At 45.7% G+C, this 25,830-nt stretch carries 24 protein-coding genes and 1 tRNA gene; 9 read left to right on the forward strand and 16 right to left on the reverse strand.

The window, feature by feature from the left end; genetic code table 11:
* From UNH61_RS26640 to UNH61_RS26680, 9 genes are all read right to left on the reverse strand, one after another.
* Window positions 1-1,287, reverse strand: a complete 1,287-nt coding sequence (locus UNH61_RS26640) for a transglycosylase SLT domain-containing protein (RefSeq protein WP_326995043.1) — start codon at window positions 1,285-1,287, stop codon at window positions 1-3.
* Window positions 1,288-1,297: 10 nt separating this feature from the next.
* Window positions 1,298-2,743, reverse strand: coding sequence for an Asp-tRNA(Asn)/Glu-tRNA(Gln) amidotransferase subunit GatA (gatA, locus tag UNH61_RS26645; protein ID WP_326995044.1), 1,446 nt, complete (start codon window positions 2,741-2,743; stop codon window positions 1,298-1,300).
* Between the two features lie 62 nt (window positions 2,744-2,805).
* A complete protein-coding gene (gene tatA, locus UNH61_RS26650) occupies window positions 2,806-3,078 on the reverse strand; it encodes a twin-arginine translocase TatA/TatE family subunit (protein WP_326995045.1) in 273 nt (90 codons plus the stop codon).
* Between the two features lie 162 nt (window positions 3,079-3,240).
* A complete protein-coding gene (rplS, locus tag UNH61_RS26655; RefSeq protein ID WP_326995046.1) occupies window positions 3,241-3,588 on the reverse strand; it encodes a 50S ribosomal protein L19 in 348 nt (115 codons plus the stop codon).
* Window positions 3,589-3,708: 120 nt separating this feature from the next.
* A complete protein-coding gene (gene trmD / locus UNH61_RS26660) occupies window positions 3,709-4,380 on the reverse strand; it encodes a tRNA (guanosine(37)-N1)-methyltransferase TrmD (protein ID WP_326995047.1) in 672 nt (223 codons plus the stop codon).
* Window positions 4,381-4,397: 17 nt separating this feature from the next.
* A complete protein-coding gene (gene rimM, locus UNH61_RS26665; RefSeq protein WP_326995048.1) occupies window positions 4,398-4,916 on the reverse strand; it encodes a ribosome maturation factor RimM in 519 nt (172 codons plus the stop codon).
* A 109-nt stretch (window positions 4,917-5,025) separates the two neighbouring features.
* Window positions 5,026-5,487, reverse strand: coding sequence for a 30S ribosomal protein S16 (rpsP, locus tag UNH61_RS26670; RefSeq protein WP_326995049.1), 462 nt, complete (start codon window positions 5,485-5,487; stop codon window positions 5,026-5,028).
* Between the two features lie 110 nt (window positions 5,488-5,597).
* The gene (ffh, locus tag UNH61_RS26675) at window positions 5,598-6,923 is read right to left on the reverse strand and encodes a signal recognition particle protein (RefSeq protein ID WP_326995050.1); all 1,326 of its coding nucleotides are present in this window, start codon (window positions 6,921-6,923) and stop codon (window positions 5,598-5,600) included.
* A 190-nt stretch (window positions 6,924-7,113) separates the two neighbouring features.
* Window positions 7,114-7,980, reverse strand: a complete 867-nt coding sequence (locus tag UNH61_RS26680; RefSeq protein WP_079473598.1) for an RNA polymerase sigma factor RpoD/SigA — start codon at window positions 7,978-7,980, stop codon at window positions 7,114-7,116.
* 364 nt (window positions 7,981-8,344) lie between these two features.
* On the opposite strand from UNH61_RS26680, the gene UNH61_RS26685 reads away from it, so the two are divergent.
* The gene (locus UNH61_RS26685; RefSeq protein WP_326995051.1) at window positions 8,345-8,725 is read left to right on the forward strand and encodes an START-like domain-containing protein; all 381 of its coding nucleotides are present in this window, start codon (window positions 8,345-8,347) and stop codon (window positions 8,723-8,725) included.
* Here the strand turns inward: UNH61_RS26685 and UNH61_RS26690 are convergent.
* A complete protein-coding gene (locus UNH61_RS26690; RefSeq protein WP_326995052.1) occupies window positions 8,722-9,339 on the reverse strand; it encodes a hypothetical protein in 618 nt (205 codons plus the stop codon). The two genes, UNH61_RS26685 and UNH61_RS26690, sit on opposite strands and share 4 nt — an antisense overlap.
* A gap of 128 nt (window positions 9,340-9,467) precedes the next feature.
* Here UNH61_RS26690 and UNH61_RS26695 point away from each other — a divergent pair, with 128 nt between their 5' ends.
* On the forward strand, window positions 9,468-10,937 hold the full coding sequence (locus UNH61_RS26695; protein WP_326995053.1) for an LptF/LptG family permease: 1,470 nt from the start codon (window positions 9,468-9,470) through the stop codon (window positions 10,935-10,937).
* 12 nt (window positions 10,938-10,949) lie between these two features.
* Window positions 10,950-11,624, forward strand: coding sequence for a phosphatase PAP2 family protein (locus tag UNH61_RS26700; protein WP_326995054.1), 675 nt, complete (start codon window positions 10,950-10,952; stop codon window positions 11,622-11,624).
* Window positions 11,625-11,709: 85 nt separating this feature from the next.
* Here the strand turns inward: UNH61_RS26700 and UNH61_RS26705 are convergent, their stop codons facing one another.
* Window positions 11,710-12,432 carry a superoxide dismutase gene (locus UNH61_RS26705; RefSeq protein WP_326995055.1) on the reverse strand — a complete coding sequence of 241 codons (723 nt, stop codon included), beginning with the start codon at window positions 12,430-12,432 and terminating at the stop codon, window positions 11,710-11,712.
* 422 nt (window positions 12,433-12,854) lie between these two features.
* Between UNH61_RS26705 and UNH61_RS26710 the strand changes: the two genes are divergently transcribed.
* From UNH61_RS26710 to UNH61_RS26735, 6 genes are all read left to right on the forward strand, one after another.
* On the forward strand, window positions 12,855-13,952 hold the full coding sequence (locus UNH61_RS26710; protein ID WP_326995056.1) for a ThiF family adenylyltransferase: 1,098 nt from the start codon (window positions 12,855-12,857) through the stop codon (window positions 13,950-13,952).
* Window positions 13,953-13,990: 38 nt separating this feature from the next.
* Window positions 13,991-14,692, forward strand: coding sequence for a hypothetical protein (locus UNH61_RS26715; protein WP_326995057.1), 702 nt, complete (start codon window positions 13,991-13,993; stop codon window positions 14,690-14,692).
* 85 nt (window positions 14,693-14,777) lie between these two features.
* Window positions 14,778-16,937: a 7TM diverse intracellular signaling domain-containing protein gene (locus tag UNH61_RS26720; RefSeq protein WP_339071581.1), complete on the forward strand. Its 2,160-nt coding sequence runs from the start codon at window positions 14,778-14,780 to the stop codon at window positions 16,935-16,937.
* 19 nt (window positions 16,938-16,956) lie between these two features.
* Window positions 16,957-18,054, forward strand: coding sequence for a hybrid sensor histidine kinase/response regulator (locus UNH61_RS26725; protein WP_326995059.1), 1,098 nt, complete (start codon window positions 16,957-16,959; stop codon window positions 18,052-18,054).
* Complete coding sequence (locus tag UNH61_RS26730; protein WP_326995060.1) at window positions 18,038-18,457, forward strand: response regulator; 420 nt, start codon at window positions 18,038-18,040, stop codon at window positions 18,455-18,457. The genes UNH61_RS26725 and UNH61_RS26730 overlap by 17 nt, the downstream gene beginning before the upstream one ends.
* Before the next feature lie 68 nt (window positions 18,458-18,525).
* Window positions 18,526-18,598 (forward strand) — tRNA-Ala (locus UNH61_RS26735).
* 68 nt (window positions 18,599-18,666) lie between these two features.
* Here UNH61_RS26735 and UNH61_RS26740 read toward each other — a convergent pair.
* From UNH61_RS26740 to UNH61_RS26760, 5 genes are read right to left on the reverse strand one after another with little or no spacing between them, the layout of a single operon-like run.
* A complete protein-coding gene (locus UNH61_RS26740) occupies window positions 18,667-19,932 on the reverse strand; it encodes a response regulator (RefSeq protein ID WP_326995061.1) in 1,266 nt (421 codons plus the stop codon).
* A gap of 24 nt (window positions 19,933-19,956) precedes the next feature.
* Window positions 19,957-20,547 carry a chemotaxis protein CheB gene (locus tag UNH61_RS26745; protein ID WP_326995062.1) on the reverse strand — a complete coding sequence of 197 codons (591 nt, stop codon included), beginning with the start codon at window positions 20,545-20,547 and terminating at the stop codon, window positions 19,957-19,959.
* A gap of 18 nt (window positions 20,548-20,565) precedes the next feature.
* Window positions 20,566-21,393: a protein-glutamate O-methyltransferase CheR gene (locus UNH61_RS26750; protein WP_326995063.1), complete on the reverse strand. Its 828-nt coding sequence runs from the start codon at window positions 21,391-21,393 to the stop codon at window positions 20,566-20,568.
* A complete protein-coding gene (locus UNH61_RS26755; RefSeq protein ID WP_326995064.1) occupies window positions 21,390-21,770 on the reverse strand; it encodes a response regulator in 381 nt (126 codons plus the stop codon). The genes UNH61_RS26750 and UNH61_RS26755 overlap by 4 nt, the downstream gene beginning before the upstream one ends.
* 4 nt (window positions 21,771-21,774) lie before the next feature.
* Complete coding sequence (locus UNH61_RS26760; RefSeq protein WP_326995065.1) at window positions 21,775-25,788, reverse strand: response regulator; 4,014 nt, start codon at window positions 25,786-25,788, stop codon at window positions 21,775-21,777.
* Window positions 25,789-25,830 lie beyond the last annotated feature (42 nt).

The raw sequence follows: 25,830 nt of genomic DNA on the forward strand, positions 1-25,830 counted from the left end.
TTATTTTCTTTTCTTTCCTCCTTTCCTCTTAGCTCCTGTATGCTTTTTAGCACCATGGTGTTTTTTTACACTGTGATGTTTACGGGAAGAAGAAGTAGTAGTAGTTTTTTTCTCTGCCGTATGCTTGTCAGCCATTTTCACCGGAGCGGGGAATTTAGATCTGTCGAAACCAACAGCTTTATCATCCAGGGTCATCTGTACAGACTCTTTCAGCATCTCATCTTTCTCTGCCATGAACTGCTTCATCTTCTCTTTAGGAACGCGCAGATCATAGTTATTCTCAACACTGGACATTGCTTTGGTAAAACCCGGATTTAAACGGTCCAGTTCAGCCAGCGGCATTTCCAGTTTCTTTGCAATAGCTTCCAGACGATATTTCCCGGTGATATTGAATTCTACAGTATTATAGATTTCCTCTTCAGTCAGTGGCCCTCTGGCTACTGCTGCCGAAAGATGTTCTTCAGCAGGCATATTCACAGTGATTGTGTTGGCGGTATTGTCGTCACTCACACCGAAGAAGTTGTTGAACCTGTCGAGGATATAACCGGTTGCCACGAATTTATAAACATGATTCCGTGTTTCTGCCGGCAGGAAATACTGCATGCCCCAGAAATCAGTACGGCCGCTGGCATTGATCGCACGCTGTACACCACCGGGACCGCAGTTATAAGCTGCTACCACCAGGATCCAGTCGTTAAACTGTGAATACAGCTGATTCAGATACTGAGCTGCTGCAAGGGTAGATTTATAGAAATCTTTCCTTTCATCCACTCTCTTACCTACGCTCAGACCAAAGATCCTTGCAGTACCTGCCATAAACTGCCAGGCGCCTACTGCTCCTACACGTGAACGGGCATTGGTATTAAAGCTGGATTCTATTACCGCCAGGTATTTCATTTCCTCAGGAATACCATTATCGCGGAATACTTTTTCGATCATGTTGAAATAAGGTTGTCCCTTATCAATCATGATCTGCAGGTGTTGACTGTACCGGGAAGCATAGTTATTCACATAACCAGCTACCAGATTGTTGTTGATCTGTTCATACACCTTGGCACTGCGGATAGCATTAGGAAGACTTTGAGCAGCCTTCTTAACCGCCACAGTTGTCGGAGATGCCGGTACTGAATCCTTAGGTAAATGCACCCTGTGATTCAATTTAACTACCGAAGTATCTGGCCCTTTCACCGGATACACCATCTCTTTAGGATTGCTATTGCCTCCCATTGCACTCGCACTCAATAAACTTGCCGCTGGCAAAAGCATTAGTAAAAAGACTTTTCTCATACAATTTATTTTAAACAACAGTAACCTGTTCCTTAGCCATCAATTGATGGGCTATCTGCAACAAGTTTGCTTCGCTAAACTTCTTTGTGATGATCTGTACACCGTATGGCATTCCATTTGAATGCCTGCGCAGAGGGACGGATATCGCCGGAACCCCTGCCAGATTTGCCAGTACCGTATAAATATCTGCCAGGTACATGGCTATAGGATCATTTATTTTTTCCCCCAGTTTAAAAGCCGTTGATGGCACAGTTGGCATTAAAATGGCGTCGTATTCGTCCAGTATATCGTTGAGTTTTTCTGTCACAAGACGCCTTACTTGTTGTGCCTTAGTATAATATGCGTCATAGTAGCCAGCACTCAGCACAAAAGTTCCCAGTAAGATACGACGTTTTACTTCTTTACCAAAACCTTCAGATCTACTTTTTTTGTAAAATTCTGTCAGATCCAGGTTCTTCTCAGCAGTTCTGTGCCCGAATTTCACCCCATCGTAACGGGATAAATTAGAAGAAGCCTCTGCCGTAGTAAGTACATAATAAGCAGGAACTACATGATCAAGGTATTCAAAACTCTTTCCTGAAACCGAATGACCCTGCGATTGCAGGGCTTCAAAGAAATCAATATAGCTATCCTTCATTTCCGCATCCAGCCCGTCGTGGTACTGAGCGTCCCTTAAATACGCAAATCTGAAGGATTTATTGCCCTCCAGGTGTACTTTATAATCAGGAACTTCTCTTTGAGAAGCCGTACTATCGAACTCATCCGGCCCGGCGATCACCTGCAAAACAGCGGCCACATCAGCAATATTCCTGCCAAAAATGCCAATCTGATCGAAGGAAGAAGCATATGCAATAAGACCGAAACGGGAAATACGGCCATAAGTAGGTTTCAACCCTACTATACCGCAAAAATCCGCCGGTTGCCGTACGGAGCCTCCAGTATCACTGCCGAGGCTTACCTGGCACAGGTCTGCCTGCACTGCTACAGCCGAACCTCCTGATGATCCGCCCGGAACACGGGAATGATCCAGGGCATTCAGAGTGGGCCCAAAAACCGAATTTTCATTGGTAGATCCCATGGCGAATTCATCGCAGTTCAGATTACCAATGATAATGGCATCTTCCGCCAACAGACGTTCAACAGCCGTTGCGGAAAATAATGAAGTAAACCCTTCCAGTATACGGGAAGCGGCATGTACATTATGGCCTTTATAGCAGATTACATCCTTAATACCTATCACCACACCTGCCAGTGCACCCAGCTTTTCGCCGTTTTTAATCCGGCTGTCCAGCAAACGGGCTCTTTCCAGCGCCTCTTCCTCAAACACCTCCACAAAGGCATTCAGATGTTTTAACTGTGCTATACGGTCGAGATAATAGCGTACCCTTTCCGTACAGCTTGTACTGCCGGCGTATAATGCTTTATGAAAAGTAGTTATACAGCTGAATTCAGACAAGGCTAAATCAGTTAAAAAGAATTAAGTTAATCAGAAATTACTCCTGTTGGAGTTGGCTACAGTTACGCCTTAGTTGCGTCAGACGCATGCGGAGTATCTGTTGTTGCCGGAGCAGAAGGCTGTGCCGGCTTTTCTCTCATGCCTTCTTCAATTTCCTGGCGCACATTGTTTTTGGCGTCGTTAAATTCGCGGATACCTTTACCGAGACCGCGCATCAGTTCAGGAATCTTCTTCCCCCCGAAAAGCAGCAAAACTACAACTGCTATCAACAGCAGCTCGGACATGCCTATATCCTGCAGAATTAAAAACGGTGATTTAACAAAAACAGCAGTCATCTTCTCAAATATTTATAGTGTTCAGCCCACAAAGATAGATCATAAAATCCGCTTTTTCACCCCTCCTTCCTGCCCTGCCACAGATTTAATTCCATTTTAAGACACGAAAAAAGCGGCACCTGAACGGTCCCGCTTTTAACAAATTTCCCTGTATTTTTTATACTAAACCCTTTTTTCCTTAATACGGGCTTTCTTACCAGCACGTTCGCGCAGGTAGTAAAGTCTTGCTCTTCTAACTTTACCCACTTTGTTCAACACGATACCATCGATGTTAGGAGAGTAAAGCGGAAACAGCCTTTCAACACCAATACCGTCAGATATTTTTCTAACAGTGAAAGAAGTCGTGAATCCTGTACCCTGGATTTTTACAACATCACCTTTAAAGGACTGAATCCTTTCTTTATTACCTTCCACGATTTTATAATTGACAGTGACGTTGTCGCCTGCTTTAAACTTCGGGTACTGTTTGTTAGCTGTCAGTTGTTCGTGAACAAACGAAATTGCGTTCATCTTTCAAATATTTATGGGAGTGCAAAAGTAAGTCAAGAAATAGCATTTACCAAATTAAAAAACAAGAAATTCTGTCGATCAAATGATAATACTACTATATATGACCTATAAATCATTATGTTATAGCAGATCTGGTCTGCGTTGTTTTGTTCTTTCAACCGACTCATGGTGTCGCCACTCATCGATTTTCTTGTGATCACCGCTTAACAACACCTCGGGCACCTTCCAGCCCCTGAACTCTTCAGGGCGGGTATATACCGGCGGCGCCAGCAGATTGTCCTGGAATGAGTCTGTAAGTGCACTGGTTTCGTTATTCAGTACGCCTGGCAATAGTCTTCCTATCGCATCCACGAGTACTGCTGCCCCCAGCTCGCCACCACTCAGTACATAGTCACCAATAGATATCTCCTTTGTCACGAAATGATCCCGTATGCGCTGATCAATGCCTTTATAGTGACCGCAAAGCAGCAGCAAATTCCCTTTGAGCGACAGCTGATTAGCCATTTTCTGGTTCAGCGTCTCCCCATCGGGAGTCAGGTAAATAACCTCATCATACGTCACCTTTGCCTGCAGGGTTTCGATCGCATTCACAATCGGCTCCAGCATCATCACCATACCGGCCCCGCCACCAAACTGGTAATCATCGACCTGTTGGTGCTTCAGATTGGAGTATTGCCTGAGTGGATGCACATGCACTTCCAGCAAGCCTTTAGCCTGTGCTCTCTTCATGATGGAATGCGACAACGGGCTTTCCAGCAACTCCGGTAATACAGTGATTATATCTATTCGCATAATTATCTGTCGGGCTTTCAGCTTGTATATAATTCAATCAGGCCATCAGGCAGGTTCAGGTGCACCACCTGGCGTTTTTTATCCACTTTCACCAACGATTGCTCATTGACGGGTAAAAGCGCCTCTTTTCCGTTAATTAACACCTTTACCAGCACCTGCATGGGCATTTCTATGACTTCCTCGATGGTGCCCAGCACGCCGTGCTGCTCGTCTTCCACAACAAATCCCAATAACGCCAGCGGAGCTGAAGAGGCCGTCTGCTGCTTAAAGTCTTCCTCCTGCAGGTATACCTGGCCAGGCATCAGCTTATGAGCAGCTTCTTTCGTATCAATCCCCTCCAGTTTTATGTACAGGCTTTCCACATCCCTTACTTTTACCTGCTGTACAAAGTAAGGAATGAAGCTGTTTTTACGCTCTTCCAGGAATACAACGGTCACTCCTTTCAGAGCCGACCGCTTACCCAGGCTATGCCTTAAAAGCAATTCCCCCTGCAAACCGTGCGCAGAAACCAGTTTTCCTATGCTAAAGTAGTTCATCGAAAGATTTTGACCAGCCACTCGTTGTTAGCTGCTGATAGCTAAAAAAAAGGAAATATTTGCGGCTGCAAATATTTCCTTTTTCAGGTATTGTTAAAACGTTGCCGTTTTATGCTTCTGTACCTTCACCTTCTGCCTGAGCGTCGGCGGACGGAGCAGGAGTGTCTTCAACCTTTCTTACGATCGGAGCAGCCATTCTTGCTTTTTTGTGACCATCGCGGCGGGCAGAAACTTTCTGTTCGTGCTCAGCCTGCCACTGTGCAAACTTTTGGTAAGCAGTAGGCTCGTCGAACAGGTTTAAACTTACACCTCTTAACAGGTGCTTCAAATACAATACACCTTTGAAAGACAAGATTCTTCTCACAGTATCGGTAGGCTGTGCACCTTTCTGTAACCAGCGTAATGCTTTTTCAGTATCAATATTGATAGAAGCTGGAACAGTTAAAGGATTGTAAGTACCGATTTTCTGGATGAATTTACCATCTCTTGGTGCGCGCGCATCGGCTACTACGATAAAATAGAAAGGCCTTTTTTTCGCGCCATGTCTCTGCAGTCTGATTTTTACTGGCATAAATAAGTCGAGTTATTTTTTGCGAGTTAGGAAATATTGTTTAGAATAAGGGATGCAAATGTAAACAGATAGTTTTTAATTGCAAAATAATTTTATACGGATCAGCCTGATTATCTCACCAGCCCTTTAAACCCTTTGCCTCCGCCGCCAAATTTATTCATCATTTTCATCATCTGGCGCATCTGTTCAAATTGTTTCATGAACTGATTCACTTCCTGGATATCCTTACCTGCCCCTTTGGCGATACGTTTACGGCGGCTGCCGTCTATCATATCAGGATCGGCACGTTCGGCCTGAGTCATGGAATTAATCATCGCCTCAATGCCTTTGAAGGCATCATCGCTGATATCGATATCCTTGATGGCTTTACCCACTCCCGGGATCATTCCCATCAGATCTTTCAGGTTACCCATTTTCTTGATCTGCTGCAGCTGTTCGCGGAAATCTTCGAAATCGAATTTATTCTGACGGATCTTCTTCTCCAGTTTTTTTGCCTGTTCTTCGTCGAACTGGGCCTGTGCACGCTCTACCAGGGTGGTGATATCTCCCATGCCCAGGATACGCTGCGCCATACGCTCAGGGTAGAAAACATCGAGTGTATCGAGCTTTTCGCCCATGCTCACGAACTTGATCGGCTTTTCTACCGTGTACCTGATCGTCAGCGCCGCACCACCGCGGGTATCACCATCCAGCTTGGTAAGTACCACCCCGCTGAAATCGAGTCGCTCATTGAACGCTTTTGCAGTGTTTACCGCATCCTGACCTGTCATGGAATCCACGACAAACAGGATTTCCTGCGGTTTTACTGCGGCCTTCACTGCAGCCACCTCGTTCATCATCACCTCATCAACGGCCAAACGACCGGCGGTATCGATGATGATCACATTGAAGTTATTGGCTTTGGCATGTTTGATGGCGTTTTCCGCAATCTGTACTGCATTCTTGTTCTCCGGCTCACTATATACTTCCACGCCGATCTGCTCTCCCAGTACTTTCAACTGGTCGATCGCCGCCGGACGATAAATATCTGCTGCTACCAGCAAAGGTTTTTTATTCTTCTTTGTTTTAAGGAAATTACCCAGTTTGCCGGTAAATGTGGTTTTACCGGAACCTTGCAATCCCGCAATCAATATCACGGAGGGATTGGGTTTCAGATCGATCTCCGATTCGGTACCGCCCATCAGCTCTGCCAGCTCATCTTTCACGATCTTCACCATCAGCTGGCCCGGGGAAATGGAAGTCAATACCTTCTCCCCCAGTGCTTTATCCTTTACTTTATCTGTAAATTCCTTGGCTATTTTATAGTTTACATCCGCATCCACCAATGCACGACGGATCTCTTTAACGGTGGCGGCAATATTTATTTCGGAAATCCGGCCTTCACCCTTAAGCTGTTTAAACGCGGAGTCTAGTCTCTCTGATAATGATTCAAACATTGTTGGTATTTTAAACGGACTGCAAAAGTATATTTTTTTTGGAATAACCGCTGGTTGTTCTCATCTTCCATTAACGCAAAAAAAGTAGCGAAGGCTGTTGCGGCTTTAAGCGCATCAGCCTTCGCTAAACTTAAAATCTTTTACAACAACAACTAAAAATGATCAGGATCTCTGTCCTGTAGCTAAATTATTAACCCAGGTAGTTGCGCAGCAACTTACTTCTGGAAGTAGTTCTCAGTTTGGTAATGGCCTTGTCTTTGATCTGACGTACCCTTTCGCGGGTCAGGCCAAATTTTTCGCCGATGTCTTCGAGCGACATGGGATGTTCCACAGCAATACCGAAATACAGCATGATCACATCTTTCTGGCGGTCGGTCAGTGTAGACAGTGAACGCTCAATTTCACGGCGAAGTGAATCATGATGATCCAGTTCTTCATCTGCACTTACGGCATTTGGATTTTCCAGCACGTCCAGCAGGGAGTTGTCTTCACCATCGATGAAAGGCGCGTCCATGGAAACGTGACGGGCAGCAACACCGAGTGTAGCTTCTACTTCTTCCGTATTAATTTCCAGAATAGTAGCCAGTTCGTCGGGAGAAGGCTCTCTTTCATATTCCTGCTCGAGCTGAGAATACGCCTTGCTTATCTTGTTACTCAGGCCCACTTTGTTAAGTGGTAAGCGAACAATCCTAGATTGTTCAGCCAGTGCCTGCAGGATAGACTGACGAATCCACCATACGGCATAAGAAATGAATTTAAAACCGCGCGTTTCATCAAAACGTTGAGCAGCTTTAATTAACCCGAGGTTCCCCTCGTTGATCAGGTCACTGAGCGACAGCCCCTGGTTCTGATACTGTTTCGCAACGGATACCACAAAGCGAAGGTTGGCTTTAGTAAGCTTCTCCAACGCTCTCTGATCGCCCTGCTTGATCCGGATAGCGAGGTTTACCTCTTCTTCCGGCGTAATTAAATCCACTTTCCCAATCTCCTGCAGATACTTCTCCAGGGACTGAGATTCCCTGTTGGTAATGGATTTAGTGATTTTGAGTTGGCGCATTGACATAAGAGTCGGAACAGTTACAGGTTAATAAAAAGTTAAGATTTGATGAATGCCTGACAAAAATAACTTTTTTTAGATAGCCGCCAAAAAATTTCTGTTGTTTTTAAATCATTTCCAAATAAAATCGATTGATCATTAAGTGCTTGCAATTGTCGCGGAAAATCGCCACTATAGGGGCAATGCAGGTGGTCGCTCCATATATAACAATTTAATATTTATATAATATATAATATATATAGTTTTACTAAGCTGAATAAAGCTATTGGGGTCTTCTTAAAAAAAAATTGCAAATTATTTTGACAGAGTAAAATATTTTCTATAATTGCAACTGGATGATATTGATTTACTAATTATTTGAGAGATGTCTAAGAAAGTGCTTTATGAGTTAGAATTCCCGGTACGGTGCTCCCCTGGTATCCTGTACGAATTCCTGTCTACACCAGCTGGTCTTCAGGAATGGTTTGCCGACAGGGTGGATTTCAGGGACAATGTTTTTTCATTCTCGTGGAATGGTACCTCCGAGGAAGCTGAAGTACTTGAACAGGAAGAAGACGAGTTTATCCGCCTGCACTGGACGCATGCACCCAAAGACGAATATTTTGAGTTCCGCATACAAATTTCGGAAGTAACGAATGAAACTATCCTGGTAGTAAAAGATTTCGCTGAAAAGAAAGAAGTAAAGGATCAAAGTCAGCTCTGGGAATACCAGGTGAAAGACCTTTTCCATCGCATAGGCAGTTAAGCCCCTTTTTTGTTGTCAAGTATATTGAGTAGCGTTGCATACGACTTCACTACACCGGTAACTATTTCGCCCCAATCACCGATTACGAAAGGTTTTGCCAGCTTAATAAAGTCGTGACGGCTCACCAGCGCCCTCCATTCATCCAGACTCAGTTTATCCACATTGCAATAGTTTCCCTCTTCAAAATCATGCTCCCATGGATCTTCGCGGGTATAGACCCGGAATCCGGCAGCAGCCAGTTGCGGGTAACTATTTTCCAGGACTGTCCTGAAATGTTTTTTTACGTCCCCCGCCAAATGCAGGGTACCACTGAAGTAATGCCCCCACCAGAACATGGTTCTGAAGGCAAATACGTCTGTCCGGCTGAAGTAACGCGGATAGTCCAGCATTACCCATGGCAGCCCCTTGTATTGTTCTCCTTTGGAAATCTTCCCTCCCTGTAATAGCCATTCGGGCCGGAACGGGAATCCGGATAACCTGTCGTGCTCCGCCAGGGCCTCCTGTACCTTCCCCATCAGTCCCATTACTTTACCAATAACACTATTTTTCAACATTATAAAGTGCGGACTTTCAGCGATAGCTGCTTCTTCAGGTGTTAATTCAAAATTTTCCATATAATTTTAACGGGATTTTCAGGTTTGCCTTAGGGCACCTTGCCGATTTCGTGCTAACTTTACCGTTTGGGAGTACCCCGGCCAGTCACGAAGATCGGGATTCCAATTTTTTTAATACCGCATAATCAGTGAAAAAACTCGATAAACTAATTATAAAAACCTTTCTGGGTCCCTTTGTAGCCACTTTTTTTGTTACTTTATTTGTACTGGTCATGCAGTTCCTTTGGAAGTATGTGGATGACCTGGTGGGAAAGGGATTAGATACTATCGTAATTGTTCAGCTGATTGCTTATACCAGTGCTACCCTCGTAACGCTGGCACTCCCACTGGCAGTATTGTTGTCGTCGATCATGACCTTTGGTAACCTGGGTGAAAGCTTCGAGCTGGTGGCCCTGAAATCATCCGGTATTTCACTGCTGCGCTTCATCCGCCCGTTACTGGTGGTTTGTACTTTCATAGGAATACTGGCTTTCCTGTTTGCCAACTATGTTATTCCGGTGGCTAACCTTCAGGCCAAATCCCTGTTGTACGACATCACCAATTCCAAACCGGCATTCAATATCAAAGCAGGCGTATTCTACAAAGATATTCCCGGGTATACAATTAAGGTAGCCCTGAAAGATAAAGACAATCAGACCATTCACCAGGTAATGATCTTCGACCACCAGAGTGGCGGCGGAGATAAAATGATCCTGGCCGAAAAAGGCCAGATGGTACTGACTGCCAACAAACGTTTCCTGTATTTTATACTGGAAAATGGCTGGAGATATGAAGAGCGGGGCAACCGCGGCTACACCGTTCCCGGCGATATGATCAGGCTGGGCTTTAAAACCTACAGCAAGGCTTTTGACCTCAGCACCTTTGCCTTCAGCCGTCTGAATATGGACCTGTTTGCATCTAACCAGCAAATGCTCAATATCCGGCAGCTCGACATGGCGATCGATTCCATGCAAAAAGCAGAAAATCAATACGGCAAAACAATTAATGCGTATGTAACTGTACGGTATCCATTCTTCAAATGGAAGGATACCGGCTGGGTGGCCAGCGCTCCGCCGCTGAAAGTAAAGGACTTCGAAGACGTGGTTCCTGAGAAAAGTCGCCGCAGTGCACTCGACAGGGCCGAACAATATGTACGGGAGCTCAGCAGTTCTATTGATCAGCCCGCACAGGAGTATGAAGATAAACATGGGCTTATCCTGATGCACAAAGTGGAGTGGCAGCGCAAATTCACGCTTGCGGCCGCCTGTATCGTGATGTTTCTGATCGGCGCCCCCCTCGGATCCATTATACGAAAAGGCGGATTAGGCACGCCATTGGTATTCGCTGTGATTTTCTTTGTGATATTTAACGTATTTTTCATGATAGGTGAAAAGATGGCCCGAAGTGGGGTCATGTTTACCTGGTCCGGAATGTGGCTTTCAAATTTCGTGTTGTTGCCGATCGCGGGTTTCCTTATTGTTAAAGCGATGAACGATTCTCAGCTTTTTAATAAAGAATACTATTTTCGCGTTATTCAGAAAGTCAAAAAGTTTCTGGCAAGATTCCAGCGGAAAAAAGTTCCTGTTGGAAGTGATATTTATACAAAACCTACAATTTAAAACCTACAGAAATTGAAAACGCTGTTGACACTGTTCAGAAAGAACATTTATTTCTTTCTCCCCTTCCTGCTATGGGTGGTAGTTGGGGGAATAATGCTGGCAACGTATAGCCAACGGGAGCTGTTTCTCAGTATAAACGGAGAACATTCCGCGTGGGGGGATGTTGTTGTGACCGGGCTAACCTATCTTGGCGATGGGATCATGTTCGGACTGGTGCTGTTCCTGATGCTGATTACGCAAAGGTTCAGACTATTTTTCATCGGACTTGCTGTATTACTGTTGGTAACGGTGGTAGTGCAGGTGGCTAAGCATTATTTCAACGCTCCGCGCCCGATCAGCTACTTTGGTGATGAAACCGCCACGCTGGTACATACCGTTAAATGGGTGAATGTACATAGCAGCTGTAGTTTCCCTTCCGGGCACTCGGCCGCTGCTTTTGGTTTATTCAGTTTCCTGGCGGTTATTTCCCGCAATAAAAAGTTAGGGCTGTTGTTAATAGGAATGGGACTGTGTGCCGCCTATTCACGTATCTACCTGGCTCAACACTTCTTTGCCGATGTATATGTAGGCAGCATTGTAGGCACACTCTGTACCATCATTGTATATGGCTTCTTTAAATTCAGGGATACCTCAGCTTCCCCCGAAGTATGTGCGGAAACGTTACTCCAGGCAAAAACAACGACCTGAAACAGCTAATAGCTTTAAATAAAAATGCAACGGAGATCACAATGTGATCTCCGTTGCATTTTTATTTAAAGCTATTAGCGAAAGGCTATACAGCTGCGTTGTAGCGCTTTTCCACTTCATCCCAATTCACTACATTCCAGAAAGCATCAATGTATTCAGGCCGCTTGTTCTGATGTTTCAGATAGTAAGCGTGTTCCCATACATCCAATGCCAGGATAGGCGCTCCCTTATCTTTCACAATATTATGCATAAGCGGATTGTCCTGGTTGGGCGTATTTATGATAGCCAGCTTTTTCTCCGGAGTTACAATCAGCCATGCCCATCCGGAACCGAATACAGTTTTTGCGGCATCATTGAACTTTGTCTGAAAAGCTTCCCAGCTTCCAAAATTCTTATTGATCGCCGCTTTCAGTTTGTCGGAAGGCGTTTTTTTGGCAGGCGACAACAATGTCCAGAACAATGAGTGGTTGTAGTGGCCACCTCCATTATTGCGAACGGCCTTGTCTTTATCAGTAACCTTACGCATGATCTCCTCCAGGGTAAGTCCGGCGAAGCTGCCGATATTATCATTCAGATTTTTGACATAAGCTGCGTGGTGCTTATCGTGGTGGATTTCCATTGTGAGTTTGTCGATATGAGGTTCCAGCGCCTCATATCCATAGGGCAGTGGGGGTAATACAAAGGGAGCCTTAGGATCTGCAAATAAAGGCTCTCCGGATACGGAAGATGCAGCAAGGCCGCTTAATGGTCCGCTCAAAATGGCGGCACCGGCCAAACTGGTAAGCTTGAGAAATTCTCTCTTATCCATATTGATATTTTTTAAATGTATTATAGCGTAATAAAGATCGCAGTTAGGAAGAAAAGGGCCTCAAATATTAAACCAATCTCACTGGTGGGAAGAGACGAAAAGTAATATTAAAAGTAAGATAAAAGTATAAAATCGGGAATTTAATATCAAAATAAAGGAAAACTTTTAGGATGTTTTCATATTAAATTACTATTTTACCTTACATTCATATCATGATTACAATTTCATTGTAATTAACAATGTGATTACCATACATATTTATCCCGGGCCGGCAGGCTTAGCCTGTTCCTTAACCTGCCAAGTTCGCCAACATTAACTGAGTACATTTAAATTTTTATATAAGCAAAGAGTTTAGGAGCAACGGGGATTGCTTTACATAACGAGCATACATTCCCTGTAACAATTCTGATAAAGCAGGACACATGATACAAGAGTACCTCAGGAAACAACAGGATGGGAGCAATGACTACAGACCTGTTTTCTATGATTTGAAAAAAGAGAATGAACACCAGGCTTTTGAAGCCCTTCTGAAGACCCATCCGCACATTCGCATTAATGATCATTTGTTTTCCCAGTTGAGAGAGCTGATGAAAATCAGGAATCCTTCTAAGCGCCTGACTCCGGAAGAATATGAGGAGCAGGTAAAGGCTTATCTGGGCAACACTCCTATGGAGCAATTCGGTGTATGGGTATATTATCCCTGGAACCAGCAGGTTGTTCACCTGGTGGATGAAGCTGAATTTATCGAACTGCGCACCAGCCGGAACCAGCTAAAACTCACAGCAGATGAAATAGCGGTGCTATCGAAGAAAAAAATAGGTATCGTTGGCTTATCTGTTGGCCAGGCCATCGCATTAACGATCGTTATGGAGCGGCTGTGCGGAGAAATCAGACTGGCTGATTTCGACAAACTGGAGCTTACCAATATGAACCGCATCCGGGCCGGTCTGCATTACATACAGGTCCCCAAAGTTGTTATTGCTGCCCGTGAAATAGCGGAACTCGATCCTTTCATTAAAGTGAAGATCTTCCTCGATGGCATGACTGAAGCCAACATGGATGAATTTTTTATTGATGGAGGCAACCTCGACATTTTCATTGAAGAATGTGATGGAGTGGACATTAAGATATTAAGCCGTATCAAGGCCAAAGAATTGAAAATACCAGTCATTATGGAAATGAACGACCGGGGCATGCTGGATATTGAGCGGTTCGATCTCGAACCAAACCGGCCTTTGCTGCACGGATTAATACCGGAGGTTGATATCTCTACCCTGAAAGGACTGACAGATGCAGAGAAGCTCCCTATCTTCGGTCCGATGCTTTCATTGGAGAATGCATCTCCCAGATTTAAGCTATCAATGGGGCAAATCGGCAAAACCATTACTACCTGGCCTCAGCTGGCATCATCTGTGGCGCTGGGAGGTGCTATGGTTGCCGATACTTGTCGCCGTATCGCCCTGGGACAGCTAAAAAGCTCCGGCAGGTATTATGTTGATTTTGAGCAGTTGATTGTTTAACGTACTTATGCCTAATATAAGCGCTATTCCGCAATGTCATGATTAATGTAAGGGTATTTAGGGCTCCGGATGACCCTGAGGCTTGTTTGAGATTCTATAACGGACATCTCAGGTTGCTGGAAATTTATTTCGGTATAGCACAGGTTACGTCAGGTAACGCAGACTGGATGCAACATGAAAACACGGTGGTGATCATTGTGGAGGACGATACCCGTACCAAAACATATGGAGGCGCACGTGTACAATTGGCAGACGGCAAATTGCCCCTGCCAATTGAGACGGCTATTGGTAAATACGATCCAAAAATATATGACGTAGTGAAGCCGGGCAGCAGTGCAGAGCTGTGTGCAATGTGGAACTCAAAAGAAGTAGCCGGAATGGGAATAGGCAGCCAGGTACTCGCCCGCGTAGGTGTTGTACTGGCCAGTCAGCTCCCGATACAGAATTATCACGTGCTGTGCGCACCAATAACTACCCGGGTAGGAAAACGCGTTGGCTATGTTATCGATGAATCACTGGGCAACAAAGGAACCTTCTTTTATCCTAAAGACGACTTCCTGGCTACTGCCATGATTATCACTGACTGCAATAACCTGGAACATGCCGATCCCGCGGAAAAGCTGCTGATAGCTGACCTGCGCGCCAATCCCGAGCAGACCAAAATCGAAGTAGGTCCGAAAGGAAGTTATGAAGTAACATACAGCCTGAAGATCCCCACACGCACACCAACTATCCTGTAGCCCGGAAACCACCTTCGATGATTATAAAAAATAATCATAAATTCAGGCCTTATAACTAATCTTGTCCAGAACTAATCTAGTCCAAATGTTGTCGAAGACTATTGTTTTATGGTCGATCCTTACCTGCCTATTCTTGCTGCCTTTAACAGCCATAACAGCCCAACCTGTTATTTATAAGAACAGCGGGAACCTGATGCAGATTGGCAGCCATCTTGAACTTTATACCGACAAAGACAATAAACTGAGTATTGACTCCGTGATGCACAAGCCTTTTGTGCATTCCACCCAGGATGTTCCGAACCTGCAGATCACTCCTTACACCCAGTGGGCCAGGTTTCAGATCAATAATCAATCGGCCACCCACCTCTTACGGCTGGAAGTAGAATACCCTATCATCGACGATATTACGCTATACGAAATCTTGCCCGATGGAAAAATAAAGAGTACCCGTCTGGGTGAATTCACCGCTTACCGCAACCGGGGTTATGATCATCAGAACTATCAGTTTGCCCTGGATATCCCTATAGGGGAAACGAGGCTGTTCTATCTGCGGGTTAAAGCCGGCGAACAGCTACAGCTGCCGGTTTATCTTGGTACACCGGAAACTATCTACGAAAAAAATAATAAGCGGGAACTAATGTTTGGGATATACGTTGGCGTTATCCTGGCCATGGCCTGTTATAATCTGTTTATTTCTATCTCTACCCGTGATAACAGTTACCTGATATACGTTAGTTACATCATTTGCGTAGGTATGACTCAGATAACGCTGCAGGGATACTCGTTCCGTTTTCTCTATCCCAACAGTCCCTGGCTCGCCATGCATGCCACCGTACTGGTACCGATATTAAATGGGCTGACGGCCGTCACCTTTATTCAGTATTTCCTTTCCACCAAAGTGAATTTTCCACTGGGTCATAAACTGCTGAATATAGTACTGGCGCTTTATATATTATGCTTTATTCCTACGTTCCTCGATAAATATGATTATGCACAGATCCTGGTGCAGATAGATGCCTTCCTCGCTTCTGTCATGGCCTTTGTGGTAGCCTGGCGTATCAGTATGAAGGGCATAAGTGCCGCCCGCTTTTTCCTGCTGGCCTGGTCTATCTTTCTGATCAGCATCTTCATATTTGTGTTGCGCAACTTCAACGTACTGCCGTACAATAACTTTACCTACTATGCTCTCCAGATAGGCTCGGGAATAGAAGTACTGCTCCTGTCGTTTGCGCTGGCTCATAAGATCAACGTATTCAAGGCGGAGAAAGAGGAATCCCAGCGCATGGCACTGGCAGCGTCGCAGGAAAATGAACGGTTGGTACGCGAACAGAATATCATATTGGAAGCCAAGGTAAAAGACCGCACGGAAGACCTCCAGGCAACAAACCTCGAACTGAATAATGCGCTCCACAATTTGAAAGAAGCACAGTCGCAGCTGGTGGAAAAAGAGAAAATGGCGTCACTCGGTCAGCTCACGGCCGGTATCGCGCATGAAATCAACAACCCGATCAACTTCGTTACATCTAATATCAAACCACTTAAGCTGGATATTGCCGATCTGCAGGAGCTGCTGAACCGGTACGATGGCCTGCAAACCAGCCAGGATATCCCGAAAGCGCTGACAGAAATCCAGCAGTTCAAACGAGAGATCGATATCCACTATATTCATGAAGAAATCAGCTCCCTGATCAAAGGGATCGAGGATGGAGCTACCCGTACCGCCGAGATTGTAAAAGGTTTACGCACCTTCAGCCGCCTCGACGAAAGTGAAGCCAAGTCGATAGATATCCACGAAGGCCTGGACTCCACGCTGGTGCTGCTCCGGAACAGCATCCCATCCTATGTAAATATCTCCAAAGAGTATGGCAGTTTGCCGAAGATAGAATGCTACGCCGGAAAGATCAACCAGGTATTCATGAATATCTTCTCCAACGCCCTCAATGCGATCAAATCAAAGAAGGAACATCACAACGAATTCATCTCCATAAAAACTGAATTACAATCCCAATTCGCAGTGATTACTATCAAAGACAGCGGGATCGGGATGTCGGAGTCCGTGAAAGAAAAGATCTTTGATCCGTTCTTTACTACCAAGGATGTAGGCGAAGGAACCGGGTTGGGGTTATCTATCGTATTCAGTATCATAGAGAAGCATAAAGGTAAAATTATAGTGAATTCAGCCCCGGGAGAAGGAGCAGAATTTATTATATATTTACCGCTCGATATATCTAATCATTTATCGTAAATACCTATCAGGCCTTTCAATGAAAGAAAACCGTATCAGAATATTATACATAGATGATGAAGTTCATAACCTGAACGCGTTCCGGGCCGGGTTCCGCAGAAGTTATGAAATCTACACCGCCAATTCAGCACAGGAAGGAAAACAGCTGCTGAAAGAGATATCGGTGCATATCATTATTGCAGACCAAAAAATGCCGGTATCGACCGGCGTGGAGTTCTTTAACGAAATTAAAGACGTACTCCCGGATCCTGTCAGAATCCTCCTCACCGGCTATACAGATGTAGAAGATATCATAGATGCCATCAACAAAGGGCATATCTACTCCTATATCAAAAAACCGTGGGATGAAACAGAACTTCATAAAACGATCAACAACGCCTACGAAATATACAGCACCCGAAAACAGCTGAGAGAAAAGATCACCGAACTGGAGAAAACCAATGATGAATTAAATCGCTTCATCTACTCCACCTCCCATGACCTGCGCTCTCCCCTGATGTCGGTGTTGGGTATTATCAACCTGTCGAGGCTCGACAATTCAGTTGCTGACCCCAACGGGTATATGAATATGGTGGAGACCTGCGTACTGAAGCTGGACGATTTCATACAGAAGATCATAGAATACTACCGTAATTCCCGCCTTGAAGTAGAGTATGAGAAAATAGATTTCAAATCGCTGCTGAGTGATTGTATCACTGCATTTAAACCGCAGAATACACAAATTCAGTTTGAGACACAGGTAGATCAGGCGATCGATTTCCGGGGCGACACATTCCGGATCAGTGTTATTTTAAACAATCTGATCTCAAATGCTGTTAAGTACCAAAAACCTGAGGAAGCGCATCCAATGGTCAACCTGAGTGTAAAAGTAGAGCCACATAAAGCCACCATTTGTATTAAAGATAATGGGATCGGTATTTTGAGCGAACATCTGAACAATATTTTCAAAATGTTCTTCCGGTCCAAAAACAACAATAAACCTGGCAGCGGTATTGGTTTGTACATTGTCAAAGAAGCATTGAACAAAATTGGTGGAACAATTAATGTAGAGTCTAAATACGGAGAAGGCACCCAATTTGAAATTACCATCCCTAACAGAAATGAATTCGATACCTGACCTGCGAGTCATATTGATTGATGATAATGAGATAGATTTACTCCTGCATGAAAAACTGATCGGGTTTCAGCAAATCAGCAGAACTGTTATTTCATTTATCAGTGCCAACAAGGCATTAGAATTCCTGTCGTCCAATATCTCTCTTCCCAGGATTCCTCCTACCATTATCCTGCTGGACATACAAATGCCGGAAATGGATGGATTTGAATTCCTGCAGGCTTTTGATGCCTATCCGCAGAAAATAAAGTCGCAATGCCATATCATCATGGTATCATCATCACTGGATTATGGTGATATCACCCGCACCAACGCCAATCCGATGGTAGTAAAGCTGCTGAAGAAGCCGCTGCTCCTGAAGGATCTGAAAGAAACGGTGGAAGGAATTTTCAAAGATTTTGTATAAAATGTTGGTGATTTCAGGAAAAAATATATTTTTGCACTCCCGAAAGGGGAAAAACAAAATCACCACAAGGGGGATTAGCTCATCTGGTAGAGCGCAAGCATGGCATGTTTGAGGTGATCGGTTCGAGTCCGATATCCTCCACTTAAAACTAAAACCCGCCACCATGGCGGGTTTTCTTATTTCTATACAACTCTATAGCGCAAATTCTTTTAAGGCTGCTGAACGGCCAGCGTTTGTTTAAGGGGTAGTACAATAACGAAAGCCGCTCCCGCCCCTTCCCTGCTCCTCGCAGTTATAAGCCCACCGTGTTTATCAATCACCTTCTTCGCAATCGCCAGCCCGATACCTGTACCTTCATACAATTCATGGGCATGCAGACGTTGGAATATGGTAAATATTTTAGAGAGATATTTTTCATTAAACCCAATTCCATTGTCGCGGATCACGATGCGGCAATACTGGCCGCCGGCAAATGCTGCACTGTCGGGGTTCAGGTCTGTTACTACCTCAGCAGAAATGTTGATATGCGGTGGCGTGTCTTTCCGGGAGAATTTCAATGCATTGCTGATAATATTCTGAAACACCTGTCTCATCTGCCCCGGAACTGCTTCTACCAGCGGCATTTTCTCTATCTCTACCTTTGCCGCCCGCTCTGAAATCATCAGCTCCAGATCCGCCAGTATATCCTGTATGATCAGGTTGAAGTCTGTTTCTTCATATGTGCTCGCTACAGACAGGCGGGAATAATTCAACAAATCATTGATCAGCCTGGCCATCCGTTCAGAAGAACCAACGATACGGTCCATATACGCAAGGGCGCTGGGATCCATCTGCAAAAAGCGATCTCTCAATATAGCGCCAAACAACTGTATTTTCCTCAGGGGCTCTTTCAGATCATGCGATGCAACAGACGCAAACTGCTGCAGATCGTGGTTGCTGGTCTCCAGCGATTTATTGATCTGACGCAACTCTTCCGTTCTCTCTCTCACCTTTTGTTCCAGCGTCTCATTTACCTGCTGCTGATGTGCAATCAGCGCTTCCTGCGCCAGCTTCCTGAATTCAACTTCTTCCCGCAATGACTGGTGCATCTGCTTCAGCTCCTGTGATTGCTGATACAGGCGGGAAAAGGTTTTTACTTTCATTAGAAGGATCTCAGGGTCTACCGGTTTCGTGATATAATCGATCCCACCAGAATCATATCCACGAACAATGAAATGTTTGTCTTTATTAACTGCTGAAAGAAAGATGATAGGGATATCCTTTGCTTTGCTGTAACCCGACAGTGCTTCAGCCACTTCAAAGCCATCCATACTGGGCATCTGTACATCCAGAATGATGAGGGTATAACTGTGTTTGAGAATCTTTTTCAGCGCCTCTTCACCCGATAATGCAGTGTCGACCTCGAACTTGTACAGCTCCAGCGTTTTTCGTATCGACAGGATATTCTCTGGTTTATCATCTACAATTAATATCATAGCTGTTGGGTGGTGTTTAATCGGTTAAACAGGGGATTGGGATCCCGGCCCTGCCAATCCGTTAATAAATGTAGCCATTTCCTGTGGTTGCAGGACGATATCTACCGGTGCCAGCCGGATTGCTTCCCGGGGCATAAAATCCACATCAGCAGTAGCCGGATCCTGCACGGCGGTGGTACCACCCGCTTCATGCACATCCACGAGGCCTTCGGCTCCGTCGGCGTTGGCGCCCGATAAAAGCATCGCTGTCATATTACCACCATAAGCCAAAGCCGCCGATGAAAAAGTTACATCTATGCTCGGCCTGCTGAAGTTCACCTTCTCCGAATCATCCAGCGAAAGTGTGTGGTCTGTTTCTATCAGCAGATGATAATCGGCAGGAGCCACGTAGATCATGCCACTGAGCAACGGCTCTTTTTCTGCCGCTTCTCTCACTGGCAGGGCCGACTTCGCGGCCAACAGCTCCGTCAGCACCGATTCATAATGGCTTTGCCGGTGCAAAACAATGATAATAGCTGCTTTGAGGGAAGCACGGATGCCTGGCAGTAGCGTCAGTATCGGCTGTAATCCGCCAGCCGAGCCTCCTATCACTATCAGGTATGGTGCTGTAGACATATACTGCTTTATTTCTTTTTATAACTGTATTTTTCTCCAGATCTTCTCTTTATTCTCCAGTTGTCTGAACTTATTTGTTACGCTCGTGAAATGCAGGGTTTCCTTACTCCCCAGCGCCAGAAATCCCAATTGCTCGAGGCTGTCGCTGAATAACGTGAGTACCCTGTCCTGCAGTTTCTTATTAAAATAGATCAGCACATTCCGGCAAATGATCAGCTGGAATTCATTGAACGAGCCATCGGTGACCAGGTTATGTGGCGAAAAGATGATCTTCTCTCCCAGGTATCCGCGGAATTTAGCGTATTCGTAATTGGCCGTATAGTAAGAAGAAAAATCTTCCCTGCCCCCCGCATCAATGTAATTCCTGGAATACTGCTGCATCTGCGAAAGCGGGAATATTCCTTTTCTTCCTTTCTCCAATACGCCGGTATTGATATCCGTTGCATATATCACCGCCTTTTGCAACAACCCCGCCTCCTGCAATAAAATTGCGAAAGAATATACCTCTTCCCCGGAAGAGCAGCCTGCATGCCAGATACGTATCACCGGGTAAGTAGCCAGCACCGGTAATACCTCCTTCCGCAATGCCCTGTAAAAGGATGGATCCCGGAACATCTCCGTAACGTTTACAGTAATTTCCTCCACGAAGCGAAGTGCATAGGCGGGATCAGAAATAATGCGGTAACGGTACTCCGCAAAACTCGGGAACCTGTCGGTATGGAAAAGATGATTCACCCGCCGGTTGATAGATGCCGGCGCATACGACGTAAAATCGTATCCATATTTTTCCAATACATCATTTAACAACAGGGTTACTTCCTGTTCGCTTATCAGGTTTCTGCTCACGCTCCATTCGATAAATATTGCTGTAGCTGCTCCAGTAGCTCGTCTACATCAATCGGTTTTGAAATATAATTACTGGCTCCGGCTTCCAGGCATTTCTCCCGGTCGCCTACCATAGCCCTTGCCGTTACAGCGATTACCGGCAGGTGATCATTCCAGGACATTGCCCGCAATGCTGCTATGGTTTCATATCCGTCCATGTCGGGCATCATGATATCCATCAGTACCACTCCAATCCCGTGTGAGGCCGACAGCAGCTGCAATGCTTCTGCTCCGGTGCCGACCGACAAACAAGGGATATTCCGGGAATGCAATAATGCTTTCAATGCAAATATGTTGCGCGTATCATCATCAACAATCAATACCTGTTTCTGTTCCATAGTATTATTTCATGGATTTATCGTATAGCCATACCCGTAATAAAGACATCAACTGATCCACATCTACCGGTTTTGAGATATAATCGGAAGCCCCCGCCTGCAGACACTTCTCCCGGTCGCCCATCATTGCTTTCGCTGTCACCGCAATCACCGGCAGGTTTCTCAGCTCCGGCTGTTTTCGAATAGCTGCAATAGCATCGTATCCATCCATTTCCGGCATCATCATATCCATCAGTACAATATCTACCCTGTGCCCGCTTAGCTGCTCCAGTGCTTCTTTTCCATCAATAGCCGACAGTACTTTCATCTGATGTTTTTCCAGGGCTTTGGTCAGGGAAAATATATTCCGCACATCGTCGTCGGCCACCAACACAGTTTTATCTTTCAGCACTTCATTCAGCATGCCCATTTTACCATTGGCCCCCTGTACCGCCGGCGCCCTTTCAGATACCAGGTGCAGGAACAAGGATACCTCATCGAGCATACGCTGATAGGAATGCGCTGTTTTTACCACAATAGAATCCGCATACTGCCGGATGCGCTGCTCTTCAGCATTTGAAAGACTTTTTCCCGTGAAGATGATGATGGGCAGATTTTCCAGCCCCTTCACTTCCTTCACGGTTTCCAGCGCTTCATATGCCTGCTGATCAGGGATGCCCATATCGAGGATGACACAGTCGACATCTTTTTGTTGTAATAGAGAGACCCCATCCGTCACGTTACTGCTGATCTCGGAATTTACACCGTAGTTGCCGAGGAAATAGGACAGTGCTTTTGCATGGCGGGCATTTTCCTCGAGTATCAGCACCTTCTTTGTTGAACGTTGCAGCACAAACTCCATTTTCTCAAAGATCAGCTGCATACTTTCCGGATCCACCGGCTTACTGATAAAATCGATCGCCCCCTTCATGAGGCTCTCTTTTTTTACTTCCATGGAAGACATGATATGCACAGGAATAGGCCGTGTGAGCGGATCATTTTTCAGCTCCTCCATTACCTGCCAGCCGTCTTTCACAGGCAGTTCTATGTCCAGCAGTATGCCTATGGGTTTGTATATCCTCGCCAGTTCCGCCGCTTCATCTCCACGTACGGCTACTATTCCTTTATAGCCCCGGGTATGGGTAAACTCGAGCAATGCACGGGCAAAATAAGTATCATCTTCCACGATCAGCACCACAGGATCCCCTTTGCGGATCAGTCCACGATCGTCGACCACACCATCGGGTATCACCGACGACAGGAACACCCGCTTCTCTGCTGCTTTCGGCACTTCCGTGGTCTGAGGCGATACCGGCTCCTGTACAGCAGCTTCCGGCGTATCCTGTTTTCGTATAACCGGTACCGTTACAGTAAATTCACTTCCTTCATTGCCTTTGCTGCTAACCGTGATCCGGCCTCCCAGTAGCTTCGCCAGTTCCCGGCTGATGGAAAGCCCCAGACCTGTACCGCCGTATTTTCTGCGGGTAGAGCCATCGGCCTGCTGGAATGCTTCAAATATTACCTGCAGCTTATCTTCCGGAATACCGATACCGGTATCTTTAACAGCAAAGCTGATTGTACCGGGTGTATCACCAGCAGCCACTTCCATCCGCACTACTCCACGCGCCGTAAACTTGAGGGCGTTAGACAGGAGGTTCTTCAATATCTGTTCGAGCCGTGTCTGATCGGTTTCAATAATCTCGGGCACGCCGGCGGCAACCTGCAATCCCAGCTGCAGGCCTTTCTCTTTCGCAATAGGCTCGAACAGGGCCTGCATATTTGAGCAGATCGCCGCAACCGCCACGTTATCATACTCCAGCTCCATCTTGCCGGATTCTATCTTCGAAAGGTCCAGAATTTCATCGATCAGGGTCAGCAATCCTTTTCCTGAGCTGTTGATCACCTGTGCATATTCAATCTGGTCGTTGCTGAGGTTATGGTCATGATTTTCAGACAGCAGCCTGGACAGGAGCAGGATAGAGTTCAGCGGGGTGCGCAGTTCGTGCGACATGTTAGCCAGGAACTCCGACTTATAGCGGGTGGTAATGGTGAGTTCTTCTGCCTTCTTCTGGATATCGAGGTTCCGTTCCACAATGATCTGATTCTTCTCTTCCAGCAACCTGCTTCTTTCTTCCAGTTCGGCATTCGACTGCATCAGTTCTTCCTGCTGTACCTTCAGCTCTTCTTCAGAAACCTGCAGCTTCTGTGTTTGTGCCTCCAGCTCCACGTTCAGGCTTTCGAGCTCACTATGCTGTGTTTGCAGCTCTTCTGCCTGGGCCTGGGTTTCTTCCAGTAATTCCTGTAAACGTCCGCGGCTCCTGGTACTTTGCAGGGCCACCGCAATATTAACGCCCGCCTGACGGGCAAAATCGATGACGCTTTCAGAAAAGGGAAACAATGATCCTATCTCCAGCACACCTTCCGCAACGCCTGCATGGGCCAATGGAATAATCAATATATGACCTGGTTGTGCAGCGCCTGTTCCTCCGGCAATATGTAAAAAATGATCAGGTGTTTCTTTCAGATATAAGGGATCCTTACGGAATATACTTTGTCCGAGCAGCATACTGCCAATTTCTACAACAACCGGCGCGGCATGTTCCGGTGAAAGCGCATGCGACGCATACAGATGCAGCTCCGTAGCCTGTTTTATGTACAGTACACCGGTTTGCGCGTTCGTATATTGCACCATATCGGATAAGGCATCTTTGCAGAGCGTATACATATCCTTTTCACCCAGCAATGTTTCACTGATACGATTGATGCCTGCCTGCACCCAGAGCTTCTGCTCATTACTATGGCGGAACGTTTTCAGATCAGCAGCCATCTGTACAACGGCATTCCCCAGCAGATCTTCACTGCTGCGGGGTTTCACATCAATATTAAAATTTCCTTTCCCGATATTGTCGGCCGCTTCGGCCAACTCCTGATTAGTATGATCAATTGCTTCAAAAGAGCTGGCAAGGCTGCCTATAGCATCTTTACTCCGGATGGCAGGGGCGGAACCCGGTACGCCTCTCGCAATGTTAATGGCAGCTGTACGCAGCAATTCCAGGCTATCTGAAATACCTCTGGTGGTATAGGCTACAATCAGCACCACCAATGCTACAATCAGCACCAATGCCACCAGATAGCGGGTCTTGATATCATTTTGCTGCTGAGAAATCGCCCGGGCATCCTTCGATACACGGTCAACGATAGCACGCTGCAACTGTTTTATGTGATCTACTGCGAGCGCAGAGTTATCCCACCAGGAATCTGCATTGAACAGCGTATCGATGCGTCGTGAGCCAACGGTACTTTTAATAAAATCGTTGGTGATGGTAAATTCGTTCGTTGCTTCCACCTGCCTGAAAGCATTGACAACTGAGGGAGAAGCCACATCCAGCAACTCTGTGCGCAGGGAAGCATACATATCGGCATTATTCTCTATACGGGAAAAATCTTCCGGCCATACTTCCTTCTTCAGCATAAAATAGTAGATATCCATCCGGATCATGCCCTGATAGGCAGACATCTCCGAAAGCAGGTATTGCGCATTCATATCCTGCTTCAGCCCCTTCAACACACTCATGTCCGGAGGGTTCACACGAGCCAGATCATTCAACCGCAGAATGAGGCCGGAATAATAATCCAGCACTTCCTGCGGCGGCACATTCTTATTATCGATTTCCTTTCTTTTCCTGGCAAGACTATTCAGCATAGAATACTGAAAAAAACGGCTATTATCGGCCAGCAGGCTGCCTTTCACCGCATCAATAGCAAGATCCGTTTTTGCCCGCTGGGTCAACAGATCGTTCAGATTCCCTGTCTGCAATACATAATTCACACTACTCCGGCGTTCCATGTGGATCTCATCTGCTACTTTCATAATCGTCGTAGCCATTGCCACTTTTTGTGCTAAGCCGTCAATGGTCCGTATGTCCTCACTCTGCTTATCGAATACCGCAATGCCGAAGAACACCAGGCATACCAACGGTATCACCGCTATTAACATCAACTTCCGAGGCAGCGGAAGCTCCAAAAAGAATTTCTTCATTTGCCTGAGCTTGTTTAATTCATGCCGATTCCGCCAGCATTA

Source organism: Chitinophaga sp. 180180018-3 (assembly GCF_037893185.1).
Lineage (GTDB): Bacteria > Bacteroidota > Bacteroidia > Chitinophagales > Chitinophagaceae > Chitinophaga.

Coding starts and splice junctions, on each gene's coding strand:
- ffh (WP_326995050.1), bottom strand. CDS start 6,923: ATGTTTGAATCATTATCAGAGAGACTAGACTCCGCGTTTAAACAGCTT.
- UNH61_RS26715 (WP_326995057.1), top strand. CDS start 13,991: ATGATTAATGTAAGGGTATTTAGGGCTCCGGATGACCCTGAGGCTTGT.
- trmD (WP_326995047.1), bottom strand. CDS start 4,380: ATGCGAATAGATATAATCACTGTATTACCGGAGTTGCTGGAAAGCCCG.
- UNH61_RS26720 (WP_339071581.1), top strand. CDS start 14,778: ATGTTGTCGAAGACTATTGTTTTATGGTCGATCCTTACCTGCCTATTC.
- UNH61_RS26685 (WP_326995051.1), top strand. CDS start 8,345: ATGTCTAAGAAAGTGCTTTATGAGTTAGAATTCCCGGTACGGTGCTCC.
- rimM (WP_326995048.1), bottom strand. CDS start 4,916: ATGAACTACTTTAGCATAGGAAAACTGGTTTCTGCGCACGGTTTGCAG.
- tatA (WP_326995045.1), bottom strand. CDS start 3,078: ATGACTGCTGTTTTTGTTAAATCACCGTTTTTAATTCTGCAGGATATA.
- UNH61_RS26680 (WP_079473598.1), bottom strand. CDS start 7,980: ATGCGCCAACTCAAAATCACTAAATCCATTACCAACAGGGAATCTCAG.
- UNH61_RS26730 (WP_326995060.1), top strand. CDS start 18,038: ATGAATTCGATACCTGACCTGCGAGTCATATTGATTGATGATAATGAG.
- UNH61_RS26745 (WP_326995062.1), bottom strand. CDS start 20,547: ATGTCTACAGCACCATACCTGATAGTGATAGGAGGCTCGGCTGGCGGA.
- UNH61_RS26705 (WP_326995055.1), bottom strand. CDS start 12,432: ATGGATAAGAGAGAATTTCTCAAGCTTACCAGTTTGGCCGGTGCCGCC.
- UNH61_RS26740 (WP_326995061.1), bottom strand. CDS start 19,932: ATGATATTAATTGTAGATGATAAACCAGAGAATATCCTGTCGATACGA.
- UNH61_RS26640 (WP_326995043.1), bottom strand. CDS start 1,287: ATGAGAAAAGTCTTTTTACTAATGCTTTTGCCAGCGGCAAGTTTATTG.
- UNH61_RS26725 (WP_326995059.1), top strand. CDS start 16,957: ATGAAAGAAAACCGTATCAGAATATTATACATAGATGATGAAGTTCAT.
- rplS (WP_326995046.1), bottom strand. CDS start 3,588: ATGAACGCAATTTCGTTTGTTCACGAACAACTGACAGCTAACAAACAG.
- rpsP (WP_326995049.1), bottom strand. CDS start 5,487: ATGCCAGTAAAAATCAGACTGCAGAGACATGGCGCGAAAAAAAGGCCT.
- UNH61_RS26755 (WP_326995064.1), bottom strand. CDS start 21,770: ATGGAACAGAAACAGGTATTGATTGTTGATGATGATACGCGCAACATA.
- UNH61_RS26710 (WP_326995056.1), top strand. CDS start 12,855: ATGATACAAGAGTACCTCAGGAAACAACAGGATGGGAGCAATGACTAC.
- UNH61_RS26760 (WP_326995065.1), bottom strand. CDS start 25,788: ATGAAGAAATTCTTTTTGGAGCTTCCGCTGCCTCGGAAGTTGATGTTA.
- UNH61_RS26690 (WP_326995052.1), bottom strand. CDS start 9,339: ATGGAAAATTTTGAATTAACACCTGAAGAAGCAGCTATCGCTGAAAGT.